The sequence below is a fragment of the Clostridium sp. Marseille-P2415 genome (assembly GCF_900155545.1).
Taxonomy (GTDB): domain Bacteria; phylum Bacillota; class Clostridia; order Lachnospirales; family Lachnospiraceae; genus Lacrimispora.
On sequence record NZ_LT732526.1, the window covers coordinates 338,717 to 353,734 of the forward strand.

Sequence of the window (15,018 nt, forward strand, 5' to 3'; positions counted from 1 at the left end):
GCCAGGCAGAACGATTGAAAACATCTTCTTCTCATCTCATCAGCCTCCCGCCGAAGCCAGCCCATTTACTGCGTTATCATAAGTCTGAACTGCCTGGAACAAAGTAAGCTCAGCCGTCTTTACGGCAATGCTCTTTGTGTTATACGCATTTTTCTGGTTTTGGTAATCCAGCTGGCTCATCATGCCGATCTGATGTTTCCGCTCGGCCGTATCCATATTTTTGCTTTCCAGATCGTATTCCGCAGTTGCCTGTTCATAGGATGCCTTGGCCTGCAGAACTGCCTGGTAGCTCTTAACAAGTTCCTTGTTTATGTTCTGTTCGTTACTGGAAATTGTTCGTTTCAATGTATTCTTGGTGATATCTGCCGCTGCATTTTCCAATTTCCGTTTATTGATTTTCAAGGTGTAATTATTCTGAAGGGCGGTTTCCTTATCCGTTTCCGGGTTCATGGACGCGATACGGTCCATATCCACGGCCGGAATATCCTTTATTTCAGGAGCATCGTTATACTTCCAACCCAGCATAATGCAGAGCTTCTGCCTTGTCTCTTCGATTGACCCACGAAGCTTTTCAATGGAAGTCTGGCTATTTTGTATGCTCTCCTGGGCTGTCAGCACGTCGGCCTGGGTCGCCATACCCGCGCTCTGCTTTGCCAATGTGGACTGGTATACCGCCTGCTGAAGCACTAAACTGTCCTCTGCGCTTTCCAGCTCATATGTCTGCTGGAAATAGGAAATTATGGAAGACTGGGCTGTTGCCACCAGATTTGCTTCTTCCTGATCATAAGTGAGCTGGTATACAGTAAGATCCTCTACGTTTTTGTCTGCCTGCTCATCAGCCGTTGCGGCACTGACCGCATTCTGGGCGTCTGAAGCCGGATCATCTCCACTTATAGAACTCCGGTAATCGCTGGCCGCATCCCGGTACTTTTGGGCATAATCGTCGCTGGTGATCCGGTCATCCTTTTTCTTGTCATTGATATCAAGCTGGTTTTTCTGGACCGTCACATTGTATTCATGAATCAGACCTGACAGTTCATCATACTCCATCACATTATCTTTAAGCTTCGCCCATTCCTCCTGGGTCCTGGCAAATTCCGGACTGCCGGCCCAGGCTGTGGCCGCCGGTCCGGAAACAGTGAGCACTGCCGCAAGACAGCATGCGCTGATCTGTTTCCATTTTCTCATCCTGAATTCTCCTTTATTGGGATTTTTATTGTAATCACAAAACAATTTTATTATAGCGTGACCCAATGAATTGATTCTAGCGCTATTATGTTTAAATTATATTTATAAATTGTTACAAAAATATTATTATAAAACTTAAGAAGTGTTTACAGAAAATAAGACGGCACAGAGAAAATGAATTCTCTGTACCGTAACAAATCTTATCCTTTATTTTTCATGTGGAAATCAAAGAACAACAGGCTTTTATTTCCTATTTCCTTGCGGAATATGCCATGCCCATGTAGGCATCGCCGGAGCGCAGCTCGTCAAGCATCTGGTTGATCCGCTTCTGCCGTGTTTCCGGACGTTTGGCCTGGTTGATCCAGCCGATATAGTCATTTCGCTGGTAAGGCGGGCGGGCTTCGTACTGCTCCGTCAGTCCTTCGCGCTGTAGCTCTGTCATTACATCATCCGGCATGGGATAACGCGGACGCAGCACCTTTTCGGTTTTCTTACCCGCTTTTTTCTCTTCTATAAGCGCTTCCTGCTCCGCTATCCGAAACCGGACCATTCTGCCGATGAGATCAAGGGGCAATGGTTTCTCATAGGGAAACTGGACCGTGCCCTTTGAGCAGCGGTAATCAGCAAGTTCTTTTTGAAAGGCTTCGATGGCACTTGGCGCCGGGTGAAATCCAATATGCTTCTTCTCAGCCGAAAAATGCACCAGATTTCCATGATAGGCAAATGTAGCCATTCCCCAGCTTATTTTCTCAGTTGCTTCCGGTGCAGCTTTTGCAATGGCGCTGCGCAGCTTTCGCAGAACCGGCTGTATTTCAGGATTGCAGCCGGCAATGTATTCATCAATGGTGGTTGGGACTTCCTGTGGCATAACGTACCTCCTGTTTCTGTTTTTAATCTTTGCATTTTGTAAAGCTCATTTTTATTTTACCACAAAAAGCTTGATTCAATAGAAAAATTAGTAAGAGAGAAATTATTTGGATAATACACCATTGGTGTAAAAGCTGAGGGAACCTTTCAAAGGCCGGGCATACACAAGAAAGTGCTTGCACCGGCCCTGTGCCGCTCACGCATTTGTGAGCCATATGGATTTATTCGGTAGGAGCCATGAGAATTCTTCCGGATCCTCTGTATACATTGACCAGTCCTTCCCCGGAAACAGCAGAACCTATCAAAGACTTGGAGGAGCGTTCTACCGTAAACTTCAGAGAGTTTGACCAGGCGATGGCCATGCTTCCGTCTATCTTTACTTCATCATCTTTTAATTCAAATTCGATCAATTCGTCTCTTGGCACAGGACTTTCCAATATGGCGAGGCCGTTTCCCGTTAAGCAAAGATTAAAAAATCCCTCTTTTCCGGCTACTGCAGAGGATAATGTCGTGCGGGCTACTATATTCTGCTTAATGGAAGAGTCGCAGGCGAGAAAGAGTCCGTCCTCCAGAACCATGCTTCCCCATTCGGAAATATCCTCGAGCAATATATGCTTAAAGGTAGGTTCCAGCATAATCAGGCCGTTTCCCTTATACACCGGTTTAGCGGCAGATTCTTTTGTGACCTTGGAAGCCAGTGCTTTTCCAAGCAGATCTCCGACTCCCTTAATTCCGGAGGTCATTGATACAGACCCGGATGTCCATTGCATTGCACCCGCCTGAAGCGTGAATGAATTTCCGTTTAGTTCGATTAATACCTGCCTTTTCCGGACATTCATTTTTGCTGCATAATAAGCCGCTATGGCAGAGGAAGCATTGACGCTTAAGTCTTTTTGATGTTCAAAAACTTTTACGCAGCCGCGTTCGGCAATTTTCAGCATATTGCCATTGTCATAAAGATTTTTAAATGTAACCATATCAGATCTCCTTATCAATTGTCTATTAAAAACTCCAATATAGATATCGTCATGGGGCCTGAATTATTAATGGTACTTTTTGAATTCCATATCAGACCGGCATCTGTATTCTGCAAAGCAGCTTCGCGGTATTTTCAGAAATTTCTGTACATATTCAGCACCGGCCTTATGTAGGACTCATAGTATATGGGGAGAAAATTTCTTGGAGATGACACAATGAATTATTATGAATCCGGCAGTTATCGTCCTTATTCCCATGGACAGATTCAGCCGTATATGATTCCGGCTGCTGAGCCTGTGTCATATCAACAGACAATGGATGCAGACATATACACATATCCGCAGAATCTTCAGGATGCCCTGGACCTGATCCGGGAGGCAGTTACAGGTGAATCCGAGGACAGGATGTTTTATACCTGGCTGATCTCGCAGGCGCCTTCGGATGAAGACATAGAGATTATTTCCGGTATCCGTGACAATGAAATCCGGCATTATGCATTGTTTCGGCAGATCTACTATGATCTGACCGGCGTGATACTGCCGCAGTCAGGAGAAGAGGAGTTTAACCAGCCCGTATCCTATTTCGAAGGCCTGGCTCAGGCCCTGATGGGCGAACAGAACGCCGTACAAAAATACCGTAAAATCTTTTATGCCATGCAATCGCGCATTCATATGAATATGATGATCGAAATCATTACAGATGAAATCCGGCACGGAATTCTTTATAACTATCTTTACTCTAAAAATGGTATCGGAAGCCTGATGCAGCCTTACAACTATTGAATAGCAGTGCACATAAAGCAGCCGGATTATGAATCCGGCTGTATCGTATCATTTACTTTATATTCTGTAAGCTGTAACAGAGGTTCCAATTTTTGGTTGACCATGATATGAAAGCAATTGGGCAGATGATCCTGGTGTGCCCGGTGTATTGATACACATTCTATGCATTTTCCGTGAAATTTGCACGCTTTTTTGCAGGAACAATGGTCTTGCGTTCTTAGCACATTGCGCAGCTCATCAACAAACTCATCCTGAATTTTTAATCCTTCCGCCCGGTTCCCACGGCGGAACGCTTTCATCGCCTTTTTTTCCTTAGGGTTTCCATCAATTGTCATCTCAAAATTCCTTTCCTTTTTTATCAGCGGCAGCTAAGAGTAAATATAATTGACTCTTATTAATCTCCGGTGATATGATAATATCATCATTTATATGATAGAAATATATAAATATTGGCTGTTTTATATAATAATATTAACATACAGGGGTTAATAATGAAAAATTCAAATTGGTATGTGCATTCCGTGAACCCTTTACAGGATACCGGTTTTCCGTTTTTAACTTTAAANTGGGTCCTGGCAAATTCCGGACTGCCGGCCCAGGCTGTGGCCGCCGGTCCGGAAACAGTGAGCACTGCCGCAAGACAGCATGCGCTGATCTGTTTCCATTTTCTCATCCTGAATTCTCCTTTATTGGGATTTTTATTGTAATCACAAAACAATTTTATTATAGCGTGACCCAATGAATTGATTCTAGCGCTATTATGTTTAAATTATATTTATAAATTGTTACAAAAATATTATTATAAAACTTAAGAAGTGTTTACAGAAAATAAGACGGCACAGAGAAAATGAATTCTCTGTACCGTAACAAATCTTATCCTTTATTTTTCATGTGGAAATCAAAGAACAACAGGCTTTTATTTCCTATTTCCTTGCGGAATATGCCATGCCCATGTAGGCATCGCCGGAGCGCAGCTCGTCAAGCATCTGGTTGATCCGCTTCTGCCGTGTTTCCGGACGTTTGGCCTGGTTGATCCAGCCGATATAGTCATTTCGCTGGTAAGGCGGGCGGGCTTCGTACTGCTCCGTCAGTCCTTCGCGCTGTAGCTCTGTCATTACATCATCCGGCATGGGATAACGCGGACGCAGCACCTTTTCGGTTTTCTTACCCGCTTTTTTCTCTTCTATAAGCGCTTCCTGCTCCGCTATCCGAAACCGGACCATTCTGCCGATGAGATCAAGGGGCAATGGTTTCTCATAGGGAAACTGGACCGTGCCCTTTGAGCAGCGGTAATCAGCAAGTTCTTTTTGAAAGGCTTCGATGGCACTTGGCGCCGGGTGAAATCCAATATGCTTCTTCTCAGCCGAAAAATGCACCAGATTTCCATGATAGGCAAATGTAGCCATTCCCCAGCTTATTTTCTCAGTTGCTTCCGGTGCAGCTTTTGCAATGGCGCTGCGCAGCTTTCGCAGAACCGGCTGTATTTCAGGATTGCAGCCGGCAATGTATTCATCAATGGTGGTTGGGACTTCCTGTGGCATAACGTACCTCCTGTTTCTGTTTTTAATCTTTGCATTTTGTAAAGCTCATTTTTATTTTACCACAAAAAGCTTGATTCAATAGAAAAATTAGTAAGAGAGAAATTATTTGGATAATACACCATTGGTGTAAAAGCTGAGGGAACCTTTCAAAGGCCGGGCATACACAAGAAAGTGCTTGCACCGGCCCTGTGCCGCTCACGCATTTGTGAGCCATATGGATTTATTCGGTAGGAGCCATGAGAATTCTTCCGGATCCTCTGTATACATTGACCAGTCCTTCCCCGGAAACAGCAGAACCTATCAAAGACTTGGAGGAGCGTTCTACCGTAAACTTCAGAGAGTTTGACCAGGCGATGGCCATGCTTCCGTCTATCTTTACTTCATCATCTTTTAATTCAAATTCGATCAATTCGTCTCTTGGCACAGGACTTTCCAATATGGCGAGGCCGTTTCCCGTTAAGCAAAGATTAAAAAATCCCTCTTTTCCGGCTACTGCAGAGGATAATGTCGTGCGGGCTACTATATTCTGCTTAATGGAAGAGTCGCAGGCGAGAAAGAGTCCGTCCTCCAGAACCATGCTTCCCCATTCGGAAATATCCTCGAGCAATATATGCTTAAAGGTAGGTTCCAGCATAATCAGGCCGTTTCCCTTATACACCGGTTTAGCGGCAGATTCTTTTGTGACCTTGGAAGCCAGTGCTTTTCCAAGCAGATCTCCGACTCCCTTAATTCCGGAGGTCATTGATACAGACCCGGATGTCCATTGCATTGCACCCGCCTGAAGCGTGAATGAATTTCCGTTTAGTTCGATTAATACCTGCCTTTTCCGGACATTCATTTTTGCTGCATAATAAGCCGCTATGGCAGAGGAAGCATTGACGCTTAAGTCTTTTTGATGTTCAAAAACTTTTACGCAGCCGCGTTCGGCAATTTTCAGCATATTGCCATTGTCATAAAGATTTTTAAATGTAACCATATCAGATCTCCTTATCAATTGTCTATTAAAAACTCCAATATAGATATCGTCATGGGGCCTGAATTATTAATGGTACTTTTTGAATTCCATATCAGACCGGCATCTGTATTCTGCAAAGCAGCTTCGCGGTATTTTCAGAAATTTCTGTACATATTCAGCACCGGCCTTATGTAGGACTCATAGTATATGGGGAGAAAATTTCTTGGAGATGACACAATGAATTATTATGAATCCGGCAGTTATCGTCCTTATTCCCATGGACAGATTCAGCCGTATATGATTCCGGCTGCTGAGCCTGTGTCATATCAACAGACAATGGATGCAGACATATACACATATCCGCAGAATCTTCAGGATGCCCTGGACCTGATCCGGGAGGCAGTTACAGGTGAATCCGAGGACAGGATGTTTTATACCTGGCTGATCTCGCAGGCGCCTTCGGATGAAGACATAGAGATTATTTCCGGTATCCGTGACAATGAAATCCGGCATTATGCATTGTTTCGGCAGATCTACTATGATCTGACCGGCGTGATACTGCCGCAGTCAGGAGAAGAGGAGTTTAACCAGCCCGTATCCTATTTCGAAGGCCTGGCTCAGGCCCTGATGGGCGAACAGAACGCCGTACAAAAATACCGTAAAATCTTTTATGCCATGCAATCGCGCATTCATATGAATATGATGATCGAAATCATTACAGATGAAATCCGGCACGGAATTCTTTATAACTATCTTTACTCTAAAAATGGTATCGGAAGCCTGATGCAGCCTTACAACTATTGAATAGCAGTGCACATAAAGCAGCCGGATTATGAATCCGGCTGTATCGTATCATTTACTTTATATTCTGTAAGCTGTAACAGAGGTTCCAATTTTTGGTTGACCATGATATGAAAGCAATTGGGCAGATGATCCTGGTGTGCCCGGTGTATTGATACACATTCTATGCATTTTCCGTGAAATTTGCACGCTTTTTTGCAGGAACAATGGTCTTGCGTTCTTAGCACATTGCGCAGCTCATCAACAAACTCATCCTGAATTTTTAATCCTTCCGCCCGGTTCCCACGGCGGAACGCTTTCATCGCCTTTTTTTCCTTAGGGTTTCCATCAATTGTCATCTCAAAATTCCTTTCCTTTTTTATCAGCGGCAGCTAAGAGTAAATATAATTGACTCTTATTAATCTCCGGTGATATGATAATATCATCATTTATATGATAGAAATATATAAATATTGGCTGTTTTATATAATAATATTAACATACAGGGGTTAATAATGAAAAATTCAAATTGGTATGTGCATTCCGTGAACCCTTTACAGGATACCGGTTTTCCGTTTTTAACTTTAAAAATAGAAAATACAGAGTGTTTTCCACCGAATTTTGGGTTTAAAAAGATGCACTGGCATGAAGATATACAATTTATTTTTATTCTGAAGGGAAAAGCCCGTTTTCAAACGACCGGCAGCTCAATGGATTTAAATGAGGGAGAGGCTGTCTTCATAAATAAAGGGGTTTTGCACAAGACAGAACCTCAAATGGGCTGCCATTACAGGAGTTTTATTTTTCCGGAGTCTTTTCTTACCTTTTATCCGGGAAGCTTTATGGCGAAAAACAATGTACTGCCCATTACAAATAATGCCGCTCTCCCCATGATTGTCTTCAAGCCTTCAAAACAATGGCAAAAGCAGATTATAAGCTTACTGAGCCAGTTGGATCAATTGGCAGAAAAAAGGGAGAACGTGGAATTTTATGAGTATACGGTTCTTGTAAAATTAGTGAGCATCTGGTTAAAGATCATTGCTAACATAAAGGTGCCGTGCACGGATCTGCCAAAATCGGATTTTTCCAGGCAGGAACGAATGCGTAGTTTTCTTTCTTTTTTGGAGCACAATTTTGACCGGAGCTTGTCCTTAGAGGATATAGCAGGGAGTGCCCATGTCAGCAAAACAGAGTGCATCCGCTGCTTTAAGAGTATTTTGCAGACAACGCCCTACGAATATCTGATGAAATTGAGGCTTACAAAAAGTATAGAGCTGTTAAAAAACACGGATGATACTGTGACCCAAATAGCTTATATGACTGGTTTTAACAGTACAAGTCATTATATTAAATATTTTAAGGAGGAGATGAAAATGACTCCGTTAAAATACCGGAAAGCTTAAGGGCGTCCATTCAATTCATGATCTGCAAAAATATTTACACCTGGGGAAAGCATTATGGTATGATACATGTATTAGGTCAGGCAGGCGATTAGAAAGGTGGAAAAATCATGGTCATATCGGAAAGCAAAAACCAAAATCACAGCGAGGAAAGCATGAAAAAAGGCGTAGGGTTAATCAATGAGATAAACCGGTGCATGCCGGTTCCCGGAGAGGCGGCAATCTGGTGGCTGGGCCAGATGGGCTTTGCAGTAAAGCTGGGAGATAAAACGCTTTATCTGGATGCTTTCTTATCCGGGCAGCCGGACAGGAAGGTCCCTCCCTTGCTAAAGCCCGAGGAAGTGACAAATGCGGACTATTTCTTTGGCAGTCATGACCATAAGGACCATATCGACAGGGAAATCTGGCATCAGCTGTCAGTCAGTTCTCCAAATGCAAAATTCATAGTTCCCAGGCTGCTGGTCCATTCTCTTTCCCACGATCTTAACATTAAGGAGGACCGGTTCATCGGACTTGATGATGGAATGACGCTTCAGCTGACAGATCATATCAGAATATCAGGGATTGCTGCCGCCCATGAATTCCTTGACAGGGATCCGGCTACGGGCGCATACCCATATCTGGGCTGCGTGATAGAAGGAAACGGCTGCCTCCTGTACCATTCCGGTGACACCTGTATTTATGAAGGTCTGTACGGCAAGCTTAAGAAATTCGGGGAAATTGATGTAATGTTCCTTCCCATCAATGGACGGGACGCCAGGAGATACAGGGAAAATATCATTGGGAATATGACATATCAGGAAGCAGTAGATATGGCCGGTACTTTAAAGCCCGGCCTTGTCATTCCGGCGCACTATGAGATGTTTGATAAAAACAAGGAAGACCCGGCGCTTTTTGCGGATTACATTACGGCCAAATATCCTGGCATATGCTATTGGATCGGCGGGCATGGGGAAAGGATCCTTCATAAGCGCTGAGCCGTTTAAAAATTGAATATCCGGAATTGGGAAGAAAATCACCGGGAGCCTTTGTTATAATATCAGCAGGGAGGTGAAAGCTTGTACTTTGAATATGGCAGTAAGGAAACGGAGTATTTGAAAAAGAAAGACAAGCTGCTTGGTGCGGCGATCGACCGGATCGGACATATTGAACGGGCCGTGGACTGCAGCCTGTTTTCATCGGTGGTCCATCATATCATCGGACAGCAGATTTCCACCAGCGCTCAGGGGCTTTCTGCTTTGAAAGGGATCGGTGTATGGACGGCTGAAATGATCATGACATTCTGCATGCAGCGCCCGGATGTTGTAAGCTTTGGGGATCTTGCCATTCACAGGGGAATGCGCATGCTGTACCATCACAGAAGCATTGACCGGAAAAAGTTTGAGAAATACGCGAAAAGGTATTCCCCCTATGGCACGGTGGCCAGTTTATACCTCTGGGCCATTGCCGGAGGCGCGGTTCCGGAAATGAGGGATTATGCACCCAAAAAGAAAAAGGAGACAGAAATGGGATGACGGAAGAGGAAATGTGGAGGGAGGTAATCGAAAACGATGAATCCTATGACGGCATCTTTTTCTATGCAGTAAAATCCACAGGAATCTATTGCCGTCCTTCCTGCAGATCAAAGAGGCCGAAACAGGAAAATATATGTTTTTTTGAAACTGCAAAAGAAGCAAGGGATGCCGGCTTTTGCCCATGCAAGCGGTGCAGAAGCGATCTTTTCGATTACCAGCCTATGAAGGAAATTGCAGAAAAAGCAAAGCAGCTGCTGGAGCAGTCGTTTCATAAGAGACTGGAACTGGACCGGAAGTTAAAAGACATGGGAATTTCCCTGCGCCGCATGGCTGAAATATTTAAAGAGGAATACGGGATCACTTTGTTTGAGTATGTGGGGCGCCTGCGTTTGGCAGAAGCGAAACGGCTTCTGTCGGATACGGATGACGGGATCATTGATGTTGCATATTCTGCAGGATTTAATGGAGTGTCTTCCTTTTACCGCTTTTTTAAGAACCGGACAGGCATGTCACCTGCCAGATACAGGAAGGAGCATCGTATATGAAACGGTACGGATTTTATGATTTTAAATTTGGAATTCTGAAAATTGGATATACCGATACGGCAATCGTATTTTTGAAGAAAGTGGATGAAATCGATGCCCAAAATGAACGTTCCGCGCTTTCGGATCTGGCTTATGACCAGGTATGCCGGTATCTGAAAGGAGAGCGAAGGTCCTTTGATTTCCCATACGAACTGGAGGGTACGGATTTTCAGAAAAAGGTCTGGGGCGCTCTCTGCCGGATTCCTTATGGAGAAACACGTACATACAAACAGATCGCAGAGGCTGTGGGAAATCCAAAGGCCGGCCGGGCTGTTGGCATGGCCAATAACAAAAACCCTGTTACCATCGCTGTTCCGTGCCATCGGGTGGTCGGGACGGACGGCAGCCTGATTGGCTATGCAGGCGGCCTGGAAATGAAAAAGACCCTGCTTGCGCTTGAAAAAGGACTTTGAAGTTTATAATTTTGTATGTAAAAATATACAAAAAAGTTGAAATAAATGTAGCATTTGCTGGATTATTGAATATATTTATTATAGTGAAATAGGAAAGGAAATGCGTATATGGCTATTAAAATATTTATCGATCAAGGTCACAACCCCAGCGGATTTTTTAACAGTGGTGCGGAAGCCAATGGCCTTTTTGAATCGGAGATAAATTTCCAGGTGGGACTGTATTTACAGAATCTGTTAAATAATGATCCCAGGTTTGAGGCCCGTGTGTCAAGGCCGGAACCTGACACCGTATTGGGAACAAATAATACCACCAGTCTGGCAGCAAGAGTTGGGATGGCCAATGATTGGCCGGCCGATTATTTTATCAGCATTCACTGCAACTTAAATCCGAATCCTGCAATCAATGGGACAGAGGTATATATTTATCAATTTTTTACACAAGCTCAATGGCTGGCGGAGCAGATCATGACCGGAGTGACCCAGATGGTGGGAACGAGAAATAATGGGATCAGAGAAAACCCGTCTTTGTATGTTTTGAGAAATGCGGATATGCCGGCTAATCTTATTGAAATGGGATATTTGAGCAATCTGTCGGATGCCGAGAAATTACGTGATGACCAGTACGGATTTGCTTATGGCATTTATCTGGGGTTCATGAGATATTTTGGTTTTGCATAATATTTTCTGGAAATTTAAGGCATTTAATGCTATGATAATGTCACATAATTATAAAGGCCAAGTATAAAAATATTATACTAGAGGAAAATATAGAGTGAGACAATAAGGAGGACATTATCATGAATCATTTGATCGTTTTTGCGCATCCAAATCCAAACAGTTTTGGAAAAGGAATCGTTGATGCGGCAGTAAAAGCTTCAGAAGAAAAAGGAGCAAACGTTGAGGTCAGGGATCTGTACGCGATGGGCTTTGATCCAATTCTCAAACCGTCGGATTTTGAAGCCTTTCAAAGCGGAAAAATTCCGGAAGATATCCTGACAGAACAGAAATATATTAAATGGGCCGATGTTATTACCTTTATTCATCCGATCTGGTGGTCTGCACAGCCTGGCATAATGAAGGGGTATGTTGACCGGGTATTCTCCAATGGATTTGCCTATGAATATGTCGATGGCGCAGCCCATGGCCTTCTTTCCGGAAAGAAAGGGATGGTTTTTGCGACAAGCGGTTCGCCGAACGAAGCTTATGAAGCAAACGGCATGCATCATTCCATGAAGCAGATCACAGATCAGGGAATTTTTCATTTCTGCGGTGTGGAAGAAGTAAAGCATACCTTCTACGGAGCAGTTCCCTATGTGACAGAGGAAACCCGTAAAGATTATCTGAAGGAAGTTGCCGAAATCGTAAAAGGCATTCTGTAATACTTAAATTCATAAAATAAGGAGTTTTTGTAAAATGAACGGAAGCGTTGATATTACAATGGCTCCTTTTTTATTTTACAGGAAAGCTCTCACTCCGTGCAGGATGCGCATGACGCTTAAGGGGAAGATGTCAAAAAACTTCTTCTTGTCCTTCCATTAAAAATTTTGTATAATCATAAACAGATATATGAAAGTTCATAAAAACTGTTTAAAGAATGGATGGAGAAAATGAAAGTAAGTGTACGGAAAATCAGTGAAGTGACGGGCTTTTCACCGGCAACCGTGTCCAATGCATTAAACCGTAAAAAAGGAGTGAATAAAGAAACTGCGGAAAAGATTTTTGAAGCAGCCGAAAAACTTGGATATCATTCCGGGGAGAAGATTACCAAAATTAAATTTGTCATGTTCAGAAGGAATGGCCTGATCATTGATGACAGTGCTTTTCACCCTGCTGTGATCGAAGGGGTGGAGAAGCAGGCAAAGGAAATGGGGTATGAGACGGTGTTCACTTATGTGGATATCAGCGATCCGGAAAGCTGCAGTCAGATCAAAGGCATTACGGAAGACACCAGTGCGGCGGTGGTACTTCTTGGGACTGAGATGCTGGAAGAGGATTTTAAACTGTTCGCAGATGCAAAATGCCACATCATACTTCTCGACGGCTGGAGCGATATCTTCTTTTTCGATGCGGTTTTAATCAGCAATACCGATGCGGCCTGCCGGGCCATGGAATACCTTGTTGAAAAAGGACACAGGAGGATCGGATATATCGGCGGTGATTTCAGGATCCAGGCTTTTAAATACAGGGAGATCGGATACAGGAGGGTTATGGAAAAATACCGTCTGCCTGTAGAGGACAAATATCAGGTTCTGGTGGGGACGAAGATCGAGACTGCTTATGAGAAGATGAAAGAGTATCTGGAACATAACAACGAATTGCCGACAGCTTTTTTTTCGGACAATGATATTATAGCAATCGGTGCAATGCGGGCTCTTCAGGAAAAAGGCTACCGGATTCCGGAAGACGTTTCTGTTGTCGGGTTTGATGATTTAAATTTCGGTCTGGTTTCCAATCCGCCTCTGACCACAGTTCATGTATACAAAAGGGAGATGGGGGAAATTGCGGTTCGGGAGCTGGCAGAGGCTATGCAGAATAAGAATAAAATGAAATGTAAAATACAGGTCTGTACGGAGTTTATCGAGCGCGGGAGCGTGAGGGATGTGGTTCAATAGAAAATGAAAGATTTGTAAACCGGCTGTTTTGGGATGAACAGCCGGTTTTTTGTATGCACCGGGAAATGTTTAGTAAAAAATTATATGCATTATTTATGCCTGGATAACAATAAGGAGGACGAATGAGGGAGAAATAAGTGGAATTAGGAAGAAAATAAACGATATATAGATAATTTCGGGTGAAAATCAAAAAAAATATTGAAATATTTATATAAACGTTTATAATGAAATCAGGAATAAAACATGGAATGCTTTTGGGAAGGGAGAGGGCGATGAAAATAAGTTCAAACGAGGGACGGGCTGCTAAGATCCGGTTTGTTACCTTCCGGAAAAATGGGCTGATCATTGATGAGAATCCTTTCTTTGCGGAACTGATCCAGGGGGTGGAAATGCAGGCCAGGGAATATGGGTATGAGACCACCTTTATCTATCTGAATTATGAATCTCAGGAGTTTTATGGCCAGCTTGCCGGTGTACTGGAGGATGTGTCATCTTTTCTGGTTCTTCTGGGGACGGAGATGATGGAAGAAGATTTTTTGTTATTTCAGGGTTTTAAAGGGGATATGGTTTTGGTGGACTGCTGGAGCGATACGGTCACTTTTGACGCGGTATTGATAAATAATACGGATTCTGCATATCATGCGGTCCGTTATCTGATCGACAGGGGCCATAAGGTCATCGGCTATCTGAGAGGCTGTTACAGGATCAAGGCATTTGAATACAGGGAATATGGCTATTGCAGGGCGCTTAAGGAAGCGGGGTTAAAGGAACATCCGGAATATGAGATTACCCTCGGGACTCAGCTAAAGACAGCTTATGAGGGGATGATGGAATATCTGGAAAGCCATGAAAAAGAGCTTCCGGATGGGTTTTTTGCGGACAATGATCTGATTGCCATGGGAGCGATCCGGGCATTGCAGGAAAAGGGATATAAGATACCGGAAGATGTGTCCGTTGTTGGGTTTGACGATGTGAAATTTGGAGTGGTATCAAATCCGGGGCTGACTACGGTGCATGTGTTCAAGGAAGAAATGGCCAGAATGGCAGTCCGCAGAGTATTGGATAAGGCTAGGCATCCGGCCGGCGGGATCATGACAAAGATACAGGTAGAAACCAGGTTTGAGGAAAGAGAAAGCGTAGCAGATAAAAACAGGATAAGCCATGACCTTTTACAAACAGAGCTATATAAACATTCATATGAAAAAAATAATAATGGTTGAAAGACTGGGACTGGAAATTAACAGAAACGATGTAAAATATCCAGCGGGATCAGAAAGAAATATATACATAATGCACAAAAAAATAGCTTTATAAATGGAAATAATCAACAAAGTGTTATTTTGTTTTGAAAAACTATTGAAAATGTTTATACAAATATTTATAATAAAAACAGAACAAATGAAG

Annotated in this window: 18 protein-coding genes; 11 read left to right on the forward strand and 7 right to left on the reverse strand. The window is 43.4% G+C overall.

Annotated features, from left to right (window positions below; all coding sequences use genetic code 11):
- Nucleotides 1-39: 39 nt before the first annotated feature.
- The 3 genes from BQ9856_RS06435 to BQ9856_RS06445 all read right to left on the reverse strand — a co-directional run bounded on the left by BQ9856_RS06435 (nucleotide 40) and on the right by BQ9856_RS06445 (nucleotide 3,032).
- Nucleotides 40-1,188 carry a TolC family protein gene (locus BQ9856_RS06435; RefSeq protein ID WP_077610300.1) on the reverse strand — a complete coding sequence of 383 codons (1,149 nt, stop codon included), beginning with the start codon at nucleotides 1,186-1,188 and terminating at the stop codon, nucleotides 40-42.
- A gap of 250 nt (nucleotides 1,189-1,438) precedes the next feature.
- Nucleotides 1,439-2,056 carry a DUF1801 domain-containing protein gene (locus BQ9856_RS25535; protein WP_077610301.1) on the reverse strand — a complete coding sequence of 206 codons (618 nt, stop codon included), beginning with the start codon at nucleotides 2,054-2,056 and terminating at the stop codon, nucleotides 1,439-1,441.
- A 220-nt stretch (nucleotides 2,057-2,276) separates the two neighbouring features.
- Nucleotides 2,277-3,032, reverse strand: a complete 756-nt coding sequence (locus BQ9856_RS06445; protein ID WP_077610302.1) for an AIM24 family protein — start codon at nucleotides 3,030-3,032, stop codon at nucleotides 2,277-2,279.
- 216 nt (nucleotides 3,033-3,248) lie between these two features.
- On the opposite strand from BQ9856_RS06445, the gene BQ9856_RS06450 reads away from it, so the two are divergent.
- Entirely contained in the window at nucleotides 3,249-3,815 is a 567-nt protein-coding gene (locus BQ9856_RS06450; protein ID WP_077610303.1) for a ferritin-like domain-containing protein, read from the forward strand.
- 26 nt (nucleotides 3,816-3,841) lie between these two features.
- On the opposite strand, the gene BQ9856_RS06455 is transcribed toward BQ9856_RS06450, so the two are convergent.
- From BQ9856_RS06455 to BQ9856_RS06470, 3 genes are all read right to left on the reverse strand, one after another.
- Nucleotides 3,842-4,150 (reverse strand): LPS biosynthesis protein, encoded by a 309-nt coding sequence (locus BQ9856_RS06455; protein WP_077610304.1) that lies wholly within the window; start codon nucleotides 4,148-4,150, stop codon nucleotides 3,842-3,844.
- A gap of 588 nt (nucleotides 4,151-4,738) precedes the next feature.
- A complete protein-coding gene (locus BQ9856_RS25540) occupies nucleotides 4,739-5,356 on the reverse strand; it encodes a DUF1801 domain-containing protein (protein WP_077610301.1) in 618 nt (205 codons plus the stop codon).
- Nucleotides 5,357-5,576: 220 nt separating this feature from the next.
- A complete protein-coding gene (locus BQ9856_RS06470) occupies nucleotides 5,577-6,332 on the reverse strand; it encodes an AIM24 family protein (RefSeq protein WP_077610302.1) in 756 nt (251 codons plus the stop codon).
- A 216-nt stretch (nucleotides 6,333-6,548) separates the two neighbouring features.
- Between BQ9856_RS06470 and BQ9856_RS06475 the strand changes: the two genes are divergently transcribed.
- Nucleotides 6,549-7,115, forward strand: a complete 567-nt coding sequence (locus BQ9856_RS06475; protein WP_077610303.1) for a ferritin-like domain-containing protein — start codon at nucleotides 6,549-6,551, stop codon at nucleotides 7,113-7,115.
- Nucleotides 7,116-7,141: 26 nt separating this feature from the next.
- On the opposite strand, the gene BQ9856_RS06480 is transcribed toward BQ9856_RS06475, so the two are convergent.
- Nucleotides 7,142-7,450, reverse strand: coding sequence for an LPS biosynthesis protein (locus tag BQ9856_RS06480; protein WP_077610304.1), 309 nt, complete (start codon nucleotides 7,448-7,450; stop codon nucleotides 7,142-7,144).
- 156 nt (nucleotides 7,451-7,606) lie between these two features.
- On the opposite strand from BQ9856_RS06480, the gene BQ9856_RS06485 reads away from it, so the two are divergent.
- From BQ9856_RS06485 to BQ9856_RS06525, 9 genes are all read left to right on the forward strand, one after another.
- On the forward strand, nucleotides 7,607-8,494 hold the full coding sequence (locus BQ9856_RS06485) for an AraC family transcriptional regulator (RefSeq protein ID WP_077610306.1): 888 nt from the start codon (nucleotides 7,607-7,609) through the stop codon (nucleotides 8,492-8,494).
- A gap of 107 nt (nucleotides 8,495-8,601) precedes the next feature.
- Nucleotides 8,602-9,468 carry an MBL fold metallo-hydrolase gene (locus BQ9856_RS06490; protein WP_235839165.1) on the forward strand — a complete coding sequence of 289 codons (867 nt, stop codon included), beginning with the start codon at nucleotides 8,602-8,604 and terminating at the stop codon, nucleotides 9,466-9,468.
- An 81-nt stretch (nucleotides 9,469-9,549) separates the two neighbouring features.
- Complete coding sequence (locus BQ9856_RS06495) at nucleotides 9,550-10,005, forward strand: DNA-3-methyladenine glycosylase family protein (protein ID WP_077610307.1); 456 nt, start codon at nucleotides 9,550-9,552, stop codon at nucleotides 10,003-10,005.
- On the forward strand, nucleotides 10,002-10,550 hold the full coding sequence (locus tag BQ9856_RS06500; RefSeq protein WP_077610308.1) for a bifunctional transcriptional activator/DNA repair enzyme AdaA: 549 nt from the start codon (nucleotides 10,002-10,004) through the stop codon (nucleotides 10,548-10,550). Before BQ9856_RS06495 ends, BQ9856_RS06500 begins: the two co-directional genes overlap by 4 nt.
- Entirely contained in the window at nucleotides 10,547-11,002 is a 456-nt protein-coding gene (locus BQ9856_RS06505; protein ID WP_077610309.1) for a methylated-DNA--[protein]-cysteine S-methyltransferase, read from the forward strand. The genes BQ9856_RS06500 and BQ9856_RS06505 overlap by 4 nt, the downstream gene beginning before the upstream one ends.
- Before the next feature lie 108 nt (nucleotides 11,003-11,110).
- The gene (locus BQ9856_RS06510) at nucleotides 11,111-11,680 is read left to right on the forward strand and encodes an N-acetylmuramoyl-L-alanine amidase family protein (protein ID WP_077610310.1); all 570 of its coding nucleotides are present in this window, start codon (nucleotides 11,111-11,113) and stop codon (nucleotides 11,678-11,680) included.
- Nucleotides 11,681-11,799: 119 nt separating this feature from the next.
- A complete protein-coding gene (locus BQ9856_RS06515) occupies nucleotides 11,800-12,381 on the forward strand; it encodes an NAD(P)H-dependent oxidoreductase (protein WP_077610311.1) in 582 nt (193 codons plus the stop codon).
- Between the two features lie 228 nt (nucleotides 12,382-12,609).
- Nucleotides 12,610-13,614, forward strand: coding sequence for a LacI family DNA-binding transcriptional regulator (locus BQ9856_RS06520; RefSeq protein WP_077610312.1), 1,005 nt, complete (start codon nucleotides 12,610-12,612; stop codon nucleotides 13,612-13,614).
- A 272-nt stretch (nucleotides 13,615-13,886) separates the two neighbouring features.
- The gene (locus BQ9856_RS06525) at nucleotides 13,887-14,834 is read left to right on the forward strand and encodes a substrate-binding domain-containing protein (RefSeq protein WP_159441962.1); all 948 of its coding nucleotides are present in this window, start codon (nucleotides 13,887-13,889) and stop codon (nucleotides 14,832-14,834) included.
- Nucleotides 14,835-15,018: the final 184 nt, after the last annotated feature.